The following is a 15522-nucleotide window of genomic DNA, read 5'->3' as shown; positions in this document are numbered from 1 at the left end:
TAAGTAAAATTTATGCTCAAGAAGTAAAAACAGAGGTGACATATGTATTTTAGACTAATCCGAAATGACATAGTAAAGAGCAAAATCATTACATTTACAACCATGATTTTTGTCGCTGCAGCCTCAATGCTTGTTTCACTCGCGGCGATACTCATCGTTAATCTAACAGGTGCGCTTGATACGCTAATGACAAAAGCCGAAGCGCCACATTTTATGCAAATGCATGCGGGTGAAATGGATAGAGAACGACTTCATTCTTTTGCAGAAGAAAATGATAACGTCGAAGAATACCAGATTGTGGAGTTTCTAGGGATGGATGGATCACAATTCATTTTAGGAGATAACTCGCTTGCAAACAGTGTTCAGGATAACGGCTTAAGCATCCAAAATGAGAAATTCGATTATCTTCTTGATCTTAACGGGAACATCATTAATGTGTCGGATGGAGAGATTTATGTTCCAGTAGCTTATATGAGAGACAACACTACAAAGGTCGGTGATACGGCCGTAATAAGCGGGAAGGAATTTACCGTTGCTGGATTTCTCCGTGATTCGACCATGAATTCCTCGCTCTCTGCATCAAAGCGATTTCTCGTAAGCAACCAGGACTACGCAGAGCTAAAGGACCTTGGAAATATCGAGTATCTGATTGAGTTTAGACTAAAGGATTTCTCAAAAATAGGAGAATTTGAATCGGAATATGCATCCTTAGGACTTGAAGCGAATGGACCAACCGTCACTTATACTCTTTTTAAAATGATGAACGCCATTTCAGATGGGATGATGATTGCGGTTATCCTTATGATAAGTGCACTAGTCGTTGCCATCGCATTTATGAGCATACGCTTTACGCTGCTTGCAAAAATCGAAGACGACTATCGTGAAATAGGTGTAATGAAAGCAATTGGCCTTCGTCTTTCTGACATAAAGAAGATTTACGTTGCAAAATATGTAGGCATAGCTGCTGCTGGCAGTATACTTGGGTTTATTCTCTCACTTTTGGTACAAGGCAAACTCCTTGAAAATATTCGCCTGTATATGGGGGAAAGTGAAAATTCTTCTTATGCCCTAGTTCTAGGAATCATTGGCATCCTGCTAGTATTTCTTGCAATTGTGGTTTATGTAAACTTTGTATTGAAGAAATTCCGAAAAATATCCGCTGCACAGGCTATACGCTTTGGGACTTCTCAGGAAAAGAAAGCTGGCGCAAAGCGTTTTTCCTTAAATCGAAACAGATGGTTTAGTACGAATATATTCCTTGGGATCAAGGATGTTCTCGCGCGAAAGGGACTTTACGCTACAATGCTAATAGTTCTTGTAATTGCGTCATTTATCATCATTGTTCCGCAGAACCTGTACAACACGATTTCATCAAAGGGCTTCATTCAATATATGGGAATTGGAGACTATGATTTACGGATTCAGACCAATATTTCTGACAAAACGGACGAAATCATAAAAACGGTAGAAAGCGACAATTCCGTTTCAAAGTATGCTGTTATGACAACAAAGACTTTCAAAGTAAAAACAAATAACGGGACAGAGGAAAATATAAAAGTTGAACTCGGTGACCATTCGGTATTTCCTATTGAGTATGCTGAAGGTAAAGCACCAATCCGTGATGACGAAATCGCCGTTTCGTCTATAAATGCTGAAGAGATGGGTAAAAAAGTCGGGGATGTCATTACGCTCGTGAATGGCGGAAATGAAAAAGCACTTACGGTAACTGGCATATATTCAGACGTTACAAATGGTGGCAAAACAGCAAAGGCTGTATTTTCCGATCGTTCGGCAAACGTCATGTGGACCATCATCTGTGTCAAACTCTCAGATATTTCACTTGTAGACAGCAAGGTTTCGGCATACTCGGACAAGTTCGATTATGCGAAGACTTCAGACATCGATGAATTTGTTTCTCAAACTCTCGGCTCAACAATCAGTGCGGTCGAAATGGCTTCATACGCCGCGATTGCTGTTGCGCTTGTCATTACGATACTGGTTACACTGTTGTTCATGAAGATGCTAATTGCAAAGGACAGGTATTCCATTGCCGTATTGAAGGCCCTCGGTTTTACAAATTCGGATATTAAGGTGCAGTATTTTTCACGTTCGTTTTTTGTATTGGTTGTCGGAATCATACTCGGCACGTTTCTCGCGAATACACTCGGAGAGGTCCTAGCGGGCATGCTTGTCTCTTCGTTTGGAGCATCATCGTTTGATTTTAAGATCAATCCGATTCAAGCCTATCTGCTTAGTCCGCTGATGATGGGGGTCATGGTCCTTTTTGCAACAATGTTCGGCACATCGAATGCAGGACAAATCAAAATTTCCGAACATATCAAGGAATAGGAGGAGAAGGCAAATGAAGAAGATTCTGATTGGTAATCATATCGTAAAAATGTACGGTGAGGGAAACGAACAGCGCAATGTTCTTGATGGAGTATCAGTTGAAATAAACGAAGGTGAGTTTGTTACAATTATGGGACCCTCGGGTTCTGGAAAATCGACTTTGCTGTTTGCGCTAAGTGGAACGGATAGCATTGATGGTGGCAAGGTCCTTTTTGATGGTATGGATTTATCGGTATGCTCGGAGAACGAGCTTTCTGATATACGTCGCAATAAAATGGGATTTGTTTTTCAACAGCCGACGATGCTAAAAAATCTCAACATTATTGATAATATTATCTTGCCTTCTATGCGCGATAATCGAAAAAATGTTGCAAAGATTTCAGAGAAAGCAAGCTCACTAATGAAGAGGGTGGGAATTTCGGAGCTAGAAAAGCGAGACATTACCCAAGTATCGGGAGGACAGCTTCAGCGTGCAGGAATATGTCGTGCACTTATGAATGACCCAGACATTATTTTCGGTGATGAGCCAACGGGAGCGCTCAATTCAAAATCTGCGCGGGAGATTATGGACTTATTTTCTGAAATCAATGCAGACGGTACCGCAGTTATGCTTGTTACCCACGATGCGAAGGTCGCGGCACGGTCAGAACGTATTCTGTTTATGAAAGACGGAAGTATTATGACTGAGTTGAAGCTTCATAAGTTTGATGGCACGGATATGGATCGTAGAATTGAGGAAGTTACAGCAAAAATGTTAGACATCGGAATATAATTTGTTGTTTCACAATTTCATAGATATCGGAAAAGGCTTGGATTGCATACATAATCCAGGCCTTTTTGCTTTTTTCATTAATCTTAATAATGATATAAGACTCAATTAAGGTTGAGTTAAGGTTCGCTGTCTATGATAAGGATAACAAAGCAAAGCGAAAGTAAAAAGGAGGACCTTAACATGAATGTGATTGAACTTACCGATATATCAAAAAGCTATGGAGACGTAAAAGCAGTGGACGGCATTACCCTACAAGTTAAAAAAGGAGAGGTACTTGGAATCATCGGTGCAAATGGTGCAGGAAAATCAACTACACTCGAAATTATGATGGGCATTCGCAAGCCAGATTCAGGAACTGTAAAAGTCCTTGGTATGAACGTCGAAGAAGCTTCAAATGAAATCAAGCAAAAAATTGGAATCCAGCTTCAACAAACAGCGCTTTATGATCGAATCAAAGTCAAGGAAGCTTTAAATCTATTCAGCTCTTATTACAATAAAAAGAGAGACTTACAGGAAATCATTGAAACACTCGGGCTTAAACCTTATCTAAACAAATATGTTAAGAATCTATCAGGTGGCTGGCAACAACGCACATCCTTAGCATTAGCGCTCGTAAACGATCCAGAGATCATCTTTCTCGATGAACCAACGACTGGCTTAGACCCACAAGCAAGACGCGACCTCTGGTCATGCATCAATCGTTACCGTGATGAAGGAAAAACGATTCTTTTATCCACACACTATATGGATGAAGCACAAAGGCACTGTGATCGAATCGCAATGATTAAAAAAGGAAAATTAGTAGCCTGTGACCAACCACAGAATTTAATCGATTTTTACCTACAAGGTGCAGGAACGATGGAAGACGTTTATCTAAAATATGCAGTTTCCCAATAAAAAGGAGGAAAAACAAATGCAATCTATTCTTACACATACACAAATGGAATTAAAATTATTTTTTCGCGAGACTTTACCATTACTGTTTACCTTTATCGTCCCAGCTGTCAGCTTCATCGTATTTGGACTAATGTTTGAATCAAACACATATGAGGGTCTAAATTACTTTCAAGCCTATATACCAAGCATGATCGCCATCATTATTTTCACAACAGCCTTTTTCTCAATGGGTCTGCAAATTGTGATTGACCGTGAAAAAGGAGTTTACAAACGTTTAAAAGGAACACCTATTAATCAAAATGCCATTTTTACAGCAACAATTTTAAAAGGATTTATCGCGATCTATGTTGGTGCGATTGAAATTCTATTAATCGCTAAATTTGGATTTGGCACAGAATTAACTGCACATCCTTTTGAATTTTTCGCGGCCTTAACATTTAGCTCCATCACATTTTTCTCAATCGGCTTTATCATTTCAAGTGTGACAAAGCGGATGCAAACGGCATTAGGAGTTGCCATGATTGCGATGTATCCGATGATGTTTTTATCCGGTGCAACCATCCCAATAGAAACATATCCAGAAGTTTTACAAAAAATTGCTACCATCATACCACTCACATATGTCGTGAACGTTCTAAGAGATGGCTGGAATGGAACACTTTTTACAACAGATGCACTCCTTGACATCGGAATCTTAGTAGGAATTTTAGTGGTATCAACAGTTATTGGTTTAAAATATTTCAAGTGGACCGATTAACAATATTTAGCAGAAGACCAACTTCTGCTAAATATTGTTAATGCCTCCGGCGGATGCCACGATTTTTCAACGGAAACTTTTCGAGCTAAGATCAAAGACTAAGAGCGCCACATCCTGTGGCAACGTCTTTGTGACCCACCTCGTGTGGGCCTAAAAAAATCGGGCGCAAATACGCCAAGGGCGTATTTGATTGCCTATTTTTTAAAGGTAGTGTCAAACGTCCATACATTTTCCAAAAACGGACGTATCTTATAAGTGTAGGGCATACCTCCTCAGATGTTAGCGTATTTTCGTGCGAGAGAAATCTCGCACCTTTTTTTCTTCCACCTTTCCTCCAAACTTGATACTATAGTAAGGAAGGAGGCGTAATTATGCGAATTTTATCCACATTCATTCCAATCGAGGAAGTTACTGAAAACATGAATAAGGCGTTTCCGGATGAAGAATTTATCTATTGTGAGGATATTGAAAAAGCCTTACCTAAACTACATAACGCAGACATCCTACTTACATACGGGGAAGACTTAACCCCGGAGCATATTGAAATGGCCAAAAACTTAAAATGGATCATGGTAATCTCAGCGGGACTTGAGCTTATGCCTTTTCAAGCGATTCAGGAAAAAGGCATCCTTGTCACAAACGTTAGAGGCATTCACAAAATCCCGATGGCTGAATACACTCTCTCGATGATGCTACATGTCACAAAGAAAAATATGATCATTGTTGAGCAACAAAAGGGTAAAAGCTGGGATCGACTTACCCATTTTCCAGTTGGTGAGCTACATGGAAAAACAATTGGAATCCTAGGTGTTGGAGCTATCGGTGGTGAAATTGCACGATTAGCGAAAGCTTTTAACATGAAAACGATCGGATTAAATCGCAGTGGAAACATGCATGAATACATAGATGAAATGGTCCAATTTGATAAGCTCCATTATATTTGTGAGAAAGCTGACTATCTAGTATCGGTTCTTCCAAGCACAAACGAAACAAAATATATTCTGAATGATACCCATTTTGACATAATGAAAAAGGAATCCGTTTTTATCAATATTGGACGCGGCGATTTAGTTAAAGATGAGGTCGTACTACGAGCGATACAATCCCAAAAGATTGCACATGCGGTATTAGATGTATTTGAACAGGAACCACTTCCAAGTGATCATCCATTTTGGACACTTGAAAATGTAACCGTAACCCCGCATATTTCAAGTAAGTCTAAGTTTTATCAACCAAGATCCTTTGAAATTTTTGAAAAAAATCTTCATATATATAAGCAAGGTGGCAGTGAATTTATCAATAAAATTGACTTGAACCGGGGGTATTAAAATGAAAATCTACACAAAAACAGGGGATAAAGGGACAACCTCATTGGTATATGGGCAGCGGGTTTCAAAAACAGATCTGCGTGTTGAAGCATATGGAACATGTGATGAGGCAAATTCCATGATTGGATTAGCCTTAAGTCACCTACATGAATTTCAATTCGAAAGCAAAGAAGAGCTTGAGCAGGTTTTTAAAAAAGTTCAAACGACCTTGTTTCACGTCGGTGCAGAGTTAGCGACACCGGCAGGGAAGGAAGTAAAATGGAAGGTATCCGAAGAGGACATTACTTTATTAGAAGATACAATTGATAAATGGGATGCTGAGAATCCTCCGCTTACCAACTTTGTTTTACCTGGTGGCAGTCAAGCGGGAGCAGCCCTTCATGTTGGAAGAACAATCGTGAGAAGAGCAGAAAGAAACGCTGTAGCTATTGGGGAAGATGTAAATCCATTGGTAAATTCATACCTAAACCGCCTATCAGATTTTCTATTTGTCGCCGCTCGCTATGTCAATCATAAGCTTGGCCAAAGTGAACCTACACTCCATCAATGAAATTCTCAGCGAAATAAGCGTATTTTAATGGGATTAGTCATATAGTAATGGTAGATATGTTGACAAAAGTGGTGTAAGCAAGATACACTAATTATAAGGATTATAAAGTAATAATGTTTACTAGAAAAGAGGTGCATGGCGGTGTCAGACAATCATTTGAAAGAAGCGCTTGATACGTTGAAAGGATCTGGAGTTCGAATCACTCCGCAACGTCATGCGATATTAGAGTATCTTATTCATTCAATGAGTCACCCGACTGCAGATGATATTTATAAAGCACTTGAAGGAAAGTTCCCTAACATGAGCGTCGCTACTGTGTACAACAATCTTCGAGTATTCCGAGAAGTTGGCTTAGTAAAGGAATTGCCATACGGAGATTCTTCAAGCCGTTTTGATTTTATCACCACACAACATTACCATATAATTTGTGAAGAGTGTGGTAAAATTGTGGACTTCCATTACCCAGGATTAGATGAAGTGGAAGCCTTGGCTGCACATGTAACCGGCTTTAAAGTTAGTCATCATAGAATGGAAATTTACGGCTCGTGTCAAGAATGTCAAAAGAAAGCAGCACACTAAAAAAGCTGAGCAGGTTATCCTGTCAGCTTTTTTCTACTTTACTGTATTTTTTGCTATTGTATTTCTCGTCAAACTCTTTACCTTCAAGCTCTGGATCAAGAGTTAATGGTTCTTTACAATACATACACACATCTACTCGGCCTAACATCTTAGTCGGCTTTTGGCAAGAAGGACAGACCACCTGGATGGTTCGAGTCGAAAGCATGCCAATCCAGAAATATACCACAGTACTTGCTAAAATAAAAACGAGACCAAGAATCATAAAGATTGTCATTAAGACAACATTTTCTTTAAAGAAGATTCCCCCGTACATGACAATAAATCCTGCAAAGATCAAAGCAAGAGCGAAAGAACGAATTTTATTAATTTTACTTGAATATTTTACACCCATTGTTAATCTAACCTCCTTTCTATACTATACAATAAAAAAAGAAAGATAAAAATAAAAAAAGATTCTACATAAAATGTGCAGGGTTTTATTTTTGGTGCGTCGAAATATATTAGCAATGGATTTGAATGGAGGAAATCAAAATGGAGGATTTACTTCGACCTCTTTACCAAGAAAGAGCAAGCCAACCCAATACGCTAGGGGTTATTCTTATCGAAAAGGGGAAGGATGCTTTTACACATACTGATCACTTTGACTTAGCCTTACTTGTAATCGTTAAAGAGGCAGAGAGAAATGTGTTTATTAAACATTATGACTACAATAAAAGCAAAGCAACTTTGTATACAGTAAAAGAAAGTCAATTAAAAGAGTGGCTTTTATTCGGTTCCAATCGGAAAATCGTAGACTGGATTGTAAACGGAAAAGTTCTATTTGACCGAAATGAATATATTACTGACTTAAGGAACCAGCTGCATGAATTTCCGGCAGAGGAACGACAAATTAAAATGGGAATCGAATTTGCAAAACTAATTCGTCGGTACCAGGACGGTAAAGCGTTTTTTAATGCAAACCAACATTTAGATGCCTATAATTATGTCATTCATGCACTTCATCATCTAGCAAGGCTAGCTATTATCGAAAATGGCTTTCATCCTGAAATAACCGTCTGGAACCAAGTGAAACAAATTGATCCACAAATTTATAAATTATATATTGAACTCTTAGAGAGTGAAGAGACACTTGAAAAACGATTGGAGCTTCTTTTCCTTGCAAGTGAATTTCTCATACATTCTAGAGCAAAACGTGGAGCAAACCATATTTTAAATGTTCTATCTCGAAGAAATGGTTTTTGGACATTCGGGGAGATGATGGAAATTCCTGAGTTAAAAGTATACTCAGTGGATCTTGAAGTATATCTTGAATTCCTTGTAGATAAACATTTTATTAATGTAGAAAAACTCGAAACAAAAGGAAAAGGTATCTACCATAGAACCTACAGTGTAAACAAGTGAAATTCGTAAGCTCCTTCATACTATTGAAGGAGTTTTTATTATTTCAATAAAATATTTACTTTAGGTGTTGACGGACAATCGGTCCCCGTGTTATATTAGATTTCGCCGCTGAAAAAGAGAAATCAGCCGGCAAAAACTTTTGAAAAATATTATTGACATTAATAAATCACCATGATATATTAATAAAGTCGCTTCTGAGAGGCGAGTCAAAAAGTTCTTTGAAAACTGAACACAATACAAGCGTCAACGTTAATTCTAAGTAACAAAACTTATTGAGCAATCAATACTCTTATTGGAGAGTTTGATCCTGGCTCAGGATGAACGCTGGCGGCGTGCCTAATACATGCAAGTCGAGCGAACCTGAGGGAGCTTGCTCCCAAAGGTTAGCGGCGGACGGGTGAGTAACACGTGGGCAACCTGCCTGTAAGACTGGGATAACTTCGGGAAACCGGAGCTAATACCGGATAACATATGAGACCACATGGTCTCGTATTAAAAGATGGCTTCTCGCTATCACTTACAGATGGGCCCGCGGCGCATTAGCTAGTTGGTGAGGTAACGGCTCACCAAGGCAACGATGCGTAGCCGACCTGAGAGGGTGATCGGCCACACTGGGACTGAGACACGGCCCAGACTCCTACGGGAGGCAGCAGTAGGGAATCTTCCGCAATGGACGAAAGTCTGACGGAGCAACGCCGCGTGAGCGAAGAAGGTCTTCGGATCGTAAAGCTCTGTTGTTAGGGAAGAACAAGTATCGTTCGAATAGGGCGGTACCTTGACGGTACCTAACCAGAAAGCCACGGCTAACTACGTGCCAGCAGCCGCGGTAATACGTAGGTGGCAAGCGTTATCCGGAATTATTGGGCGTAAAGCGCGCGCAGGCGGTCCTTTAAGTCTGATGTGAAAGCCCACGGCTCAACCGTGGAGGGTCATTGGAAACTGGGGGACTTGAGTGCAGAAGAGGAGAGCGGAATTCCACGTGTAGCGGTGAAATGCGTAGAGATGTGGAGGAACACCAGTGGCGAAGGCGGCTCTCTGGTCTGTAACTGACGCTGAGGCGCGAAAGCGTGGGGAGCGAACAGGATTAGATACCCTGGTAGTCCACGCCGTAAACGATGAGTGCTAAGTGTTAGAGGGTTTCCGCCCTTTAGTGCTGCAGCAAACGCATTAAGCACTCCGCCTGGGGAGTACGGTCGCAAGACTGAAACTCAAAGGAATTGACGGGGGCCCGCACAAGCGGTGGAGCATGTGGTTTAATTCGAAGCAACGCGAAGAACCTTACCAGGTCTTGACATCCTCTGACACTCCTAGAGATAGGATTTTCCCTTCGGGGACAGAGTGACAGGTGGTGCATGGTTGTCGTCAGCTCGTGTCGTGAGATGTTGGGTTAAGTCCCGCAACGAGCGCAACCCTTGATCTTAGTTGCCAGCATTCAGTTGGGCACTCTAAGGTGACTGCCGGTGACAAACCGGAGGAAGGTGGGGATGACGTCAAATCATCATGCCCCTTATGACCTGGGCTACACACGTGCTACAATGGATGGTACAAAGGGCAGCAAAACCGCGAGGTTAAGCCAATCCCATAAAACCATTCTCAGTTCGGATTGCAGGCTGCAACTCGCCTGCATGAAGCCGGAATCGCTAGTAATCGCGGATCAGCATGCCGCGGTGAATACGTTCCCGGGCCTTGTACACACCGCCCGTCACACCACGAGAGTTTGTAACACCCGAAGTCGGTGGGGTAACCGTAAGGAGCCAGCCGCCTAAGGTGGGACAGATGATTGGGGTGAAGTCGTAACAAGGTAGCCGTATCGGAAGGTGCGGCTGGATCACCTCCTTTCTAAGGAAACTGAAGTTCTACGAACTTCATAAAAAGACGCTTTGTATTGTGGTCAGTTTTGAGAGTGCTTTTGTGCTTTCAAATTCGTTCTTTGAAAACTAGATAACGTAACAAAACATTCATTGAAGTAGTAAAAGTTCTTTAAAACTTAAAGGTGAATGAGAAGCGAGAAGGTCGAGGAACCGATTGAGGAATCACCGGAGCGTACTTTAACGTACGTGAGGATGATGACGACAAGCGATGACGAAGAGATTCGACGCTTATCAAAGCCGAATAGGTTAAGTTATGAAGGGCGCACGGTGGATGCCTTGGCACTAGGAGCCGATGAAGGACGGTACTAACACCGATATGCTTCGGGGAGCTGTAAGTAAGCATTGATCCGAAGATTTCCGAATGGGGAAACCCACTGCTCGTAATGGGGCAGTATCCTTACCTGAATACATAGGGTGAGAGAAGGTAGACCCGGGGAACTGAAACATCTTAGTACCCGGAGGAAGAGAAAGCAAACGCGATTTCCTGAGTAGCGGCGAGCGAAACGGAAGATAGCCCAAACCAAGAGGCTTGCCTCTTGGGGTTGTAGGACACTCTATACGGAGTTACAAAAGAGCGAAGTAGACGAAGTGACCTGGAAAGGTCCGTCAGAGAAGGTAACAACCCTGTAGTTGAAACTTCGTTCTCTCTTGAGTGGATCCTGAGTACGGCGGGACACGTGAAATCCCGTCGGAAGCTGGGAGGACCATCTCCCAAGGCTAAATACTCCCTAGTGACCGATAGTGAACCAGTACCGTGAGGGAAAGGTGAAAAGCACCCCGGGAGGGGAGTGAAAGAGAACCTGAAACCGTGTGCCTACAAGTAGTCAAAGCACATTTATGTGTGATGGCGTGCCTTTTGTAGAATGAACCGGCGAGTTACGATCCCGTGCAAGGTTAAGTTGAAGAGACGGAGCCGCAGCGAAAGCGAGTCTGAATAGGGCGATATAGTACGTGGTCGTAGACCCGAAACCAGGTGATCTACCCATGTCCAGGGTGAAGTTCAGGTAACACTGAATGGAGGCCCGAACCCACGCACGTTGAAAAGTGCGGGGATGAGGTGTGGGTAGCGGAGAAATTCCAATCGAACTTGGAGATAGCTGGTTCTCTCCGAAATAGCTTTAGGGCTAGCCTCGAGTTAGAGTCTTGGAGGTAGAGCACTGATTGGACTAGGGGCCCTCATCGGGTTACCGAATTCAGTCAAACTCCGAATGCCAAAGACTTGATTCTCGGGAGTCAGACTGCGAGTGATAAGATCCGTAGTCAAGAGGGAAACAGCCCAGACCACCAGCTAAGGTCCCAAAGTATACGTTAAGTGGAAAAGGATGTGGAGTTGCTTAGACAACCAGGATGTTGGCTTAGAAGCAGCCACCATTTAAAGAGTGCGTAATAGCTCACTGGTCGAGTGACTCTGCGCCGAAAATGTACCGGGGCTAAACGTATCACCGAAGCTGTGGATTGTTCTTACGAACAATGGTAGGAGAGCGTTCTAAGTGCAGCGAAGTCAGACCGAGAGGACTGGTGGAGCGCTTAGAAGTGAGAATGCCGGTATGAGTAGCGAAAGAGGGGTGAGAATCCCCTCCACCGAATGCCTAAGGTTTCCTGAGGAAGGCTCGTCCGCTCAGGGTTAGTCGGGACCTAAGCCGAGGCTGAAAAGCGTAGGCGATGGACAACAGGTTGAAATTCCTGTACCACCTCATTACCGTTTGAGCAATGGAGGGACGCAGGAGGATAGGGTAAGCGCGCTGTTGGATATGCGCGTCCAAGCAGTTAGACTGGTAAGTAGGCAAATCCGCTTACCGTAAGGTTGAGCTGTGATGGCGAGGGAAATATAGTACCGAAGTTCCTGATTCCACACTGCCAAGAAAAGCTTCTAGCGAGGTAGAAGGTGCCCGTACCGCAAACCGACACAGGTAGGCGAGGAGAGAATCCTAAGGTGATCGAGAGAACTCTCGTTAAGGAACTCGGCAAAATGACCCCGTAACTTCGGGAGAAGGGGTGCTTTTTAGGGTGAATAGCCCTGAAAAGCCGCAGTGAATAGGCCCAGGCGACTGTTTAGCAAAAACACAGGTCTCTGCGAAGCCGCAAGGCGAAGTATAGGGGCTGACACCTGCCCGGTGCTGGAAGGTTAAGAGGAGGGGTTAGCGTAAGCGAAGCTCTGAATCGAAGCCCCAGTAAACGGCGGCCGTAACTATAACGGTCCTAAGGTAGCGAAATTCCTTGTCAGGTAAGTTCTGACCCGCACGAAAGGTGTAACGATCTGGGCACTGTCTCAACGAGAGACTCGGTGAAATTATAGTACCTGTGAAGATGCAGGTTACCCGCGACAGGACGGAAAGACCCCGTGGAGCTTTACTGCAACCTGATATTGAATTTTGGTACAGCTTGTACAGGATAGGTAGGAGCCTTGGAAGCCGGAGCGCCAGCTTCGGTGGAGGCGTCGGTGGGATACTACCCTGGCTGTATTGAAATTCTAACCCGAAGGCCTTATCGGCCTTGGAGACAGTGTCAGGTGGGCAGTTTGACTGGGGCGGTCGCCTCCTAAAGAGTAACGGAGGCGCCCAAAGGTTCCCTCAGAATGGTTGGAAATCATTCGTAGAGTGTAAAGGCACAAGGGAGCTTGACTGCGAGACCTACAAGTCGAGCAGGGACGAAAGTCGGGCTTAGTGATCCGGTGGTTCCGCATGGAAGGGCCATCGCTCAACGGATAAAAGCTACCCCGGGGATAACAGGCTTATCTCCCCCAAGAGTCCACATCGACGGGGAGGTTTGGCACCTCGATGTCGGCTCATCGCATCCTGGGGCTGTAGTCGGTCCCAAGGGTTGGGCTGTTCGCCCATTAAAGCGGTACGCGAGCTGGGTTCAGAACGTCGTGAGACAGTTCGGTCCCTATCCGTCGTGGGCGTAGGAAATTTGAGAGGAGCTGTCCTTAGTACGAGAGGACCGGGATGGACACACCGCTGGTGTACCAGTTGTCCTGCCAAGGGCATAGCTGGGTAGCTATGTGTGGAAGGGATAAGTGCTGAAAGCATCTAAGCATGAAGCCCCCCTCAAGATGAGATTTCCCATAGTGTTAAACTAGTAAGATCCCTCGAAGATGACGAGGTTGATAGGTCAGAGGTGGAAGCATGGTGACATGTGCAGCTGACTGATACTAATCGATCGAGGACTTAACCAAAATCACTTCTAATGAATGTAGAAACGTTATCTAGTTTTGAAGGAATGAAAATTTCTTCTTGAATTATCTTTTAAAGATAGTATAATAATACTTGTCTTTACTTTATCTAGTGACGATGGCGAGAAGGTCACACCCGTTCCCATACCGAACACGGAAGTTAAGCTTCTCAGCGCCGATGGTAGTTGGGACTTTGTCCCTGTGAGAGTAGGACGTCGCTAGGTTTTGTAACATTCCGCAGTAGCTCAGTGGTAGAGCTATCGGCTGTTAACCGATCGGTCGTAGGTTCGAATCCTACCTGCGGAGCCATTTGGAGAGCTGTCCGAGTGGTCGAAGGAGCACGATTGGAAATCGTGTAGGCGGTCAACACTGTCTCAAGGGTTCAAATCCCTTGCTCTCCGCCATTACTTTTAAATATATGTTTTAAAAAGGCAAGTTGGCCCGTTGGTCAAGCGGTTAAGACACCGCCCTTTCACGGCGGTAACACGGGTTCGAATCCCGTACGGGTCACCATATGGAGGATTAGCTCAGCTGGGAGAGCACCTGCCTTACAAGCAGGGGGTCGGCGGTTCGATCCCGTCATCCTCCACCATTTGAATATGATTATCGCGGGGTGGAGCAGTCTGGTAGCTCGTCGGGCTCATAACCCGAAGGTCGTAGGTTCAAATCCTGCCCCCGCAACCAAAAAAACAACTAAAAAAGTTGTTGACTAGATTAAAAAGATATAGTAAGATAATATTTGTCCTGAAATAAAAGACGAAATATTTCATCAAATTTCCTAATAATGGTCCCGTGGTGTAGCGGTTAACATGCCTGCCTGTCACGCAGGAGATCGCCGGTTCGATCCCGGTCGGGACCGCCATTATAATACATATGTGGCTCAGTAGCTCAGTCGGTAGAGCAAAGGACTGAAAATCCTTGTGTCGGCGGTTCGATTCCGTCCTGAGCCACCATATTTATGCCGGTGTAGCTCAGTTGGTAGAGCAACTGACTTGTAATCAGTAGGTCGTGGGTTCGACTCCTATCGCCGGCACCATTTTTTATTTTAATAGTGGAGGGGTAGCGAAGTGGCTAAACGCGGCGGACTGTAAATCCGCTCCCTCCGGGTTCGGCGGTTCGAATCCGTCCCCCTCCACCATTTTAAAATTAATTGTAACAATTTATAGTGTAGGGGTATAGTTTAAAGGTAGAACGAAGGTCTCCAAAACCTTTGGTGTGGGTTCGATTCCTACTACCCCTGCCAACTTAATTATGGCGGCTGTGGCGAAGTGGTTAACGCATCGGATTGTGGTTCCGACATTCGTGGGTTCGATTCCCATCAGCCGCCCCTTTGTTTTCTAACAAAGTTTTTTTGTTTTGTAGCTTCGTTATTGGGCTATAGCCAAGCGGTAAGGCAACGGACTTTGACTCCGTCATTCGTAGGTTCGAATCCTGCTAGCCCAGCCATTTTCTTTAATAGATCATATCATGTTAATATGCGGAAGTAGTTCAGTGGTAGAACACCACCTTGCCAAGGTGGGGGTCGCGGGTTCGAATCCCGTCTTCCGCTCCAGTGGCGGCATAGCCAAGTGGTAAGGCAGAGGTCTGCAAAACCTTTACCACCGGTTCGAATCCGGTTGCCGCCTCCATTATTTTAAAATGTATGTAAGTGCTTTTTTATATATTGCCGGGGTGGCGGAACTGGCAGACGCACAGGACTTAAAATCCTGCGGTAGGTGACTACCGTACCGGTTCGATTCCGGTCCTCGGCATCTTCAGATGTCTTTTTTCTTTCTATATATGCCGGTGTGGCGGAATTGGCAGACGCGCACGACTCAAAATCGTGTTCCTTCTGGAGTGTCGGTTC

9 protein-coding genes, 15 tRNA genes and 3 rRNA genes are annotated in these 15522 nt (G+C 43.8%); 26 read left to right on the top strand and 1 reads right to left on the bottom strand.

Going from position 1 to position 15522, the window contains the following annotated elements; all coding sequences use genetic code 11:
* The first annotated feature begins 42 nt into the window (after positions 1-42).
* From ABC371_RS00135 to perR, 7 genes are all read left to right on the top strand, one after another.
* Positions 43-2349, top strand: coding sequence for an ABC transporter permease (locus tag ABC371_RS00135; protein ID WP_412895002.1), 2307 nt, complete (start codon positions 43-45; stop codon positions 2347-2349).
* Positions 2350-2362: 13 nt separating this feature from the next.
* Positions 2363-3121 carry an ABC transporter ATP-binding protein gene (locus tag ABC371_RS00130; protein WP_412895001.1) on the top strand — a complete coding sequence of 253 codons (759 nt, stop codon included), beginning with the start codon at positions 2363-2365 and terminating at the stop codon, positions 3119-3121.
* 180 nt (positions 3122-3301) lie between these two features.
* Positions 3302-4018 carry an ABC transporter ATP-binding protein gene (locus tag ABC371_RS00125; protein ID WP_412895000.1) on the top strand — a complete coding sequence of 239 codons (717 nt, stop codon included), beginning with the start codon at positions 3302-3304 and terminating at the stop codon, positions 4016-4018.
* Positions 4019-4034: 16 nt separating this feature from the next.
* Positions 4035-4775 (top strand): ABC transporter permease, encoded by a 741-nt coding sequence (locus ABC371_RS00120; RefSeq protein WP_412894999.1) that lies wholly within the window; start codon positions 4035-4037, stop codon positions 4773-4775.
* A 371-nt stretch (positions 4776-5146) separates the two neighbouring features.
* Positions 5147-6103 (top strand): D-2-hydroxyacid dehydrogenase, encoded by a 957-nt coding sequence (locus tag ABC371_RS00115; protein WP_412894998.1) that lies wholly within the window; start codon positions 5147-5149, stop codon positions 6101-6103.
* 1 nt (position 6104) lies between these two features.
* A complete protein-coding gene (locus ABC371_RS00110) occupies positions 6105-6653 on the top strand; it encodes a cob(I)yrinic acid a,c-diamide adenosyltransferase (RefSeq protein ID WP_412894997.1) in 549 nt (182 codons plus the stop codon).
* Between the two features lie 135 nt (positions 6654-6788).
* On the top strand, positions 6789-7232 hold the full coding sequence (gene perR / locus ABC371_RS00105) for a peroxide-responsive transcriptional repressor PerR (RefSeq protein WP_412894996.1): 444 nt from the start codon (positions 6789-6791) through the stop codon (positions 7230-7232).
* A 22-nt stretch (positions 7233-7254) separates the two neighbouring features.
* On the opposite strand, the gene ABC371_RS00100 is transcribed toward perR, so the two are convergent.
* Positions 7255-7623, bottom strand: coding sequence for a YgzB family protein (locus ABC371_RS00100; protein ID WP_412894995.1), 369 nt, complete (start codon positions 7621-7623; stop codon positions 7255-7257).
* Between the two features lie 140 nt (positions 7624-7763).
* Here ABC371_RS00100 and ABC371_RS00095 point away from each other — a divergent pair, with 140 nt between their 5' ends.
* The 19 genes from ABC371_RS00095 to ABC371_RS00005 all read left to right on the top strand — a co-directional run bounded on the left by ABC371_RS00095 (position 7764) and on the right by ABC371_RS00005 (position 15427).
* Positions 7764-8633 carry a nucleotidyltransferase-like protein gene (locus tag ABC371_RS00095; RefSeq protein WP_412894994.1) on the top strand — a complete coding sequence of 290 codons (870 nt, stop codon included), beginning with the start codon at positions 7764-7766 and terminating at the stop codon, positions 8631-8633.
* 289 nt (positions 8634-8922) lie between these two features.
* Positions 8923-10472 (top strand): 16S ribosomal RNA (locus ABC371_RS00090).
* A gap of 276 nt (positions 10473-10748) precedes the next feature.
* Positions 10749-13679, top strand: a 23S ribosomal RNA gene (locus tag ABC371_RS00085).
* Between the two features lie 105 nt (positions 13680-13784).
* Positions 13785-13900 (top strand): 5S ribosomal RNA (gene rrf, locus ABC371_RS00080).
* The 16S, 23S and 5S rRNA genes sit together here with 15 tRNA genes alongside, the layout of an rRNA operon.
* Positions 13901-13910: 10 nt before the next feature.
* Positions 13911-13985, top strand: a tRNA-Asn gene (locus tag ABC371_RS00075).
* Between the two features lie 3 nt (positions 13986-13988).
* Positions 13989-14080: transfer RNA gene (locus ABC371_RS00070), tRNA-Ser, on the top strand.
* 34 nt (positions 14081-14114) lie between these two features.
* A tRNA-Glu gene (locus ABC371_RS00065) sits at positions 14115-14189 on the top strand.
* A 3-nt stretch (positions 14190-14192) separates the two neighbouring features.
* Positions 14193-14268, top strand: a tRNA-Val gene (locus ABC371_RS00060).
* Between the two features lie 15 nt (positions 14269-14283).
* Positions 14284-14360, top strand: a tRNA-Met gene (locus ABC371_RS00055).
* Positions 14361-14462: 102 nt separating this feature from the next.
* Positions 14463-14538, top strand: a tRNA-Asp gene (locus tag ABC371_RS00050).
* Between the two features lie 15 nt (positions 14539-14553).
* Positions 14554-14629: transfer RNA gene (locus tag ABC371_RS00045), tRNA-Phe, on the top strand.
* 7 nt (positions 14630-14636) lie between these two features.
* A tRNA-Thr gene (locus ABC371_RS00040) sits at positions 14637-14712 on the top strand.
* A 17-nt stretch (positions 14713-14729) separates the two neighbouring features.
* Positions 14730-14814 (top strand) — tRNA-Tyr (locus ABC371_RS00035).
* 31 nt (positions 14815-14845) lie between these two features.
* A tRNA-Trp gene (locus ABC371_RS00030) sits at positions 14846-14919 on the top strand.
* 11 nt (positions 14920-14930) lie between these two features.
* Positions 14931-15003 (top strand) — tRNA-His (locus tag ABC371_RS00025).
* A 44-nt stretch (positions 15004-15047) separates the two neighbouring features.
* Positions 15048-15122: transfer RNA gene (locus ABC371_RS00020), tRNA-Gln, on the top strand.
* A gap of 31 nt (positions 15123-15153) precedes the next feature.
* Positions 15154-15228, top strand: a tRNA-Gly gene (locus ABC371_RS00015).
* A 2-nt stretch (positions 15229-15230) separates the two neighbouring features.
* Positions 15231-15304: transfer RNA gene (locus ABC371_RS00010), tRNA-Cys, on the top strand.
* A gap of 37 nt (positions 15305-15341) precedes the next feature.
* Positions 15342-15427, top strand: a tRNA-Leu gene (locus ABC371_RS00005).
* Positions 15428-15522 lie beyond the last annotated feature (95 nt).

Origin of the sequence: Bacillus jepli (assembly GCF_047238305.1) — a bacterium.
Lineage (GTDB): Bacteria > Bacillota > Bacilli > Bacillales > Bacillaceae_L > Ferdinandcohnia.
The sequence above is the reverse complement of the archived record's forward strand: the minus strand, read 5'-3'. Positions and strand labels throughout refer to the sequence as shown.

Coding starts and splice junctions, on each gene's coding strand:
- ABC371_RS00110 (WP_412894997.1), top strand. CDS start 6,105: ATGAAAATCTACACAAAAACAGGGGATAAAGGGACAACCTCATTGGTA.
- ABC371_RS00100 (WP_412894995.1), bottom strand. CDS start 7,623: ATGGGTGTAAAATATTCAAGTAAAATTAATAAAATTCGTTCTTTCGCT.
- ABC371_RS00135 (WP_412895002.1), top strand. CDS start 43: ATGTATTTTAGACTAATCCGAAATGACATAGTAAAGAGCAAAATCATT.
- ABC371_RS00095 (WP_412894994.1), top strand. CDS start 7,764: ATGGAGGATTTACTTCGACCTCTTTACCAAGAAAGAGCAAGCCAACCC.
- ABC371_RS00130 (WP_412895001.1), top strand. CDS start 2,363: ATGAAGAAGATTCTGATTGGTAATCATATCGTAAAAATGTACGGTGAG.
- ABC371_RS00115 (WP_412894998.1), top strand. CDS start 5,147: ATGCGAATTTTATCCACATTCATTCCAATCGAGGAAGTTACTGAAAAC.
- ABC371_RS00120 (WP_412894999.1), top strand. CDS start 4,035: ATGCAATCTATTCTTACACATACACAAATGGAATTAAAATTATTTTTT.
- perR (WP_412894996.1), top strand. CDS start 6,789: ATGGCGGTGTCAGACAATCATTTGAAAGAAGCGCTTGATACGTTGAAA.
- ABC371_RS00125 (WP_412895000.1), top strand. CDS start 3,302: ATGAATGTGATTGAACTTACCGATATATCAAAAAGCTATGGAGACGTA.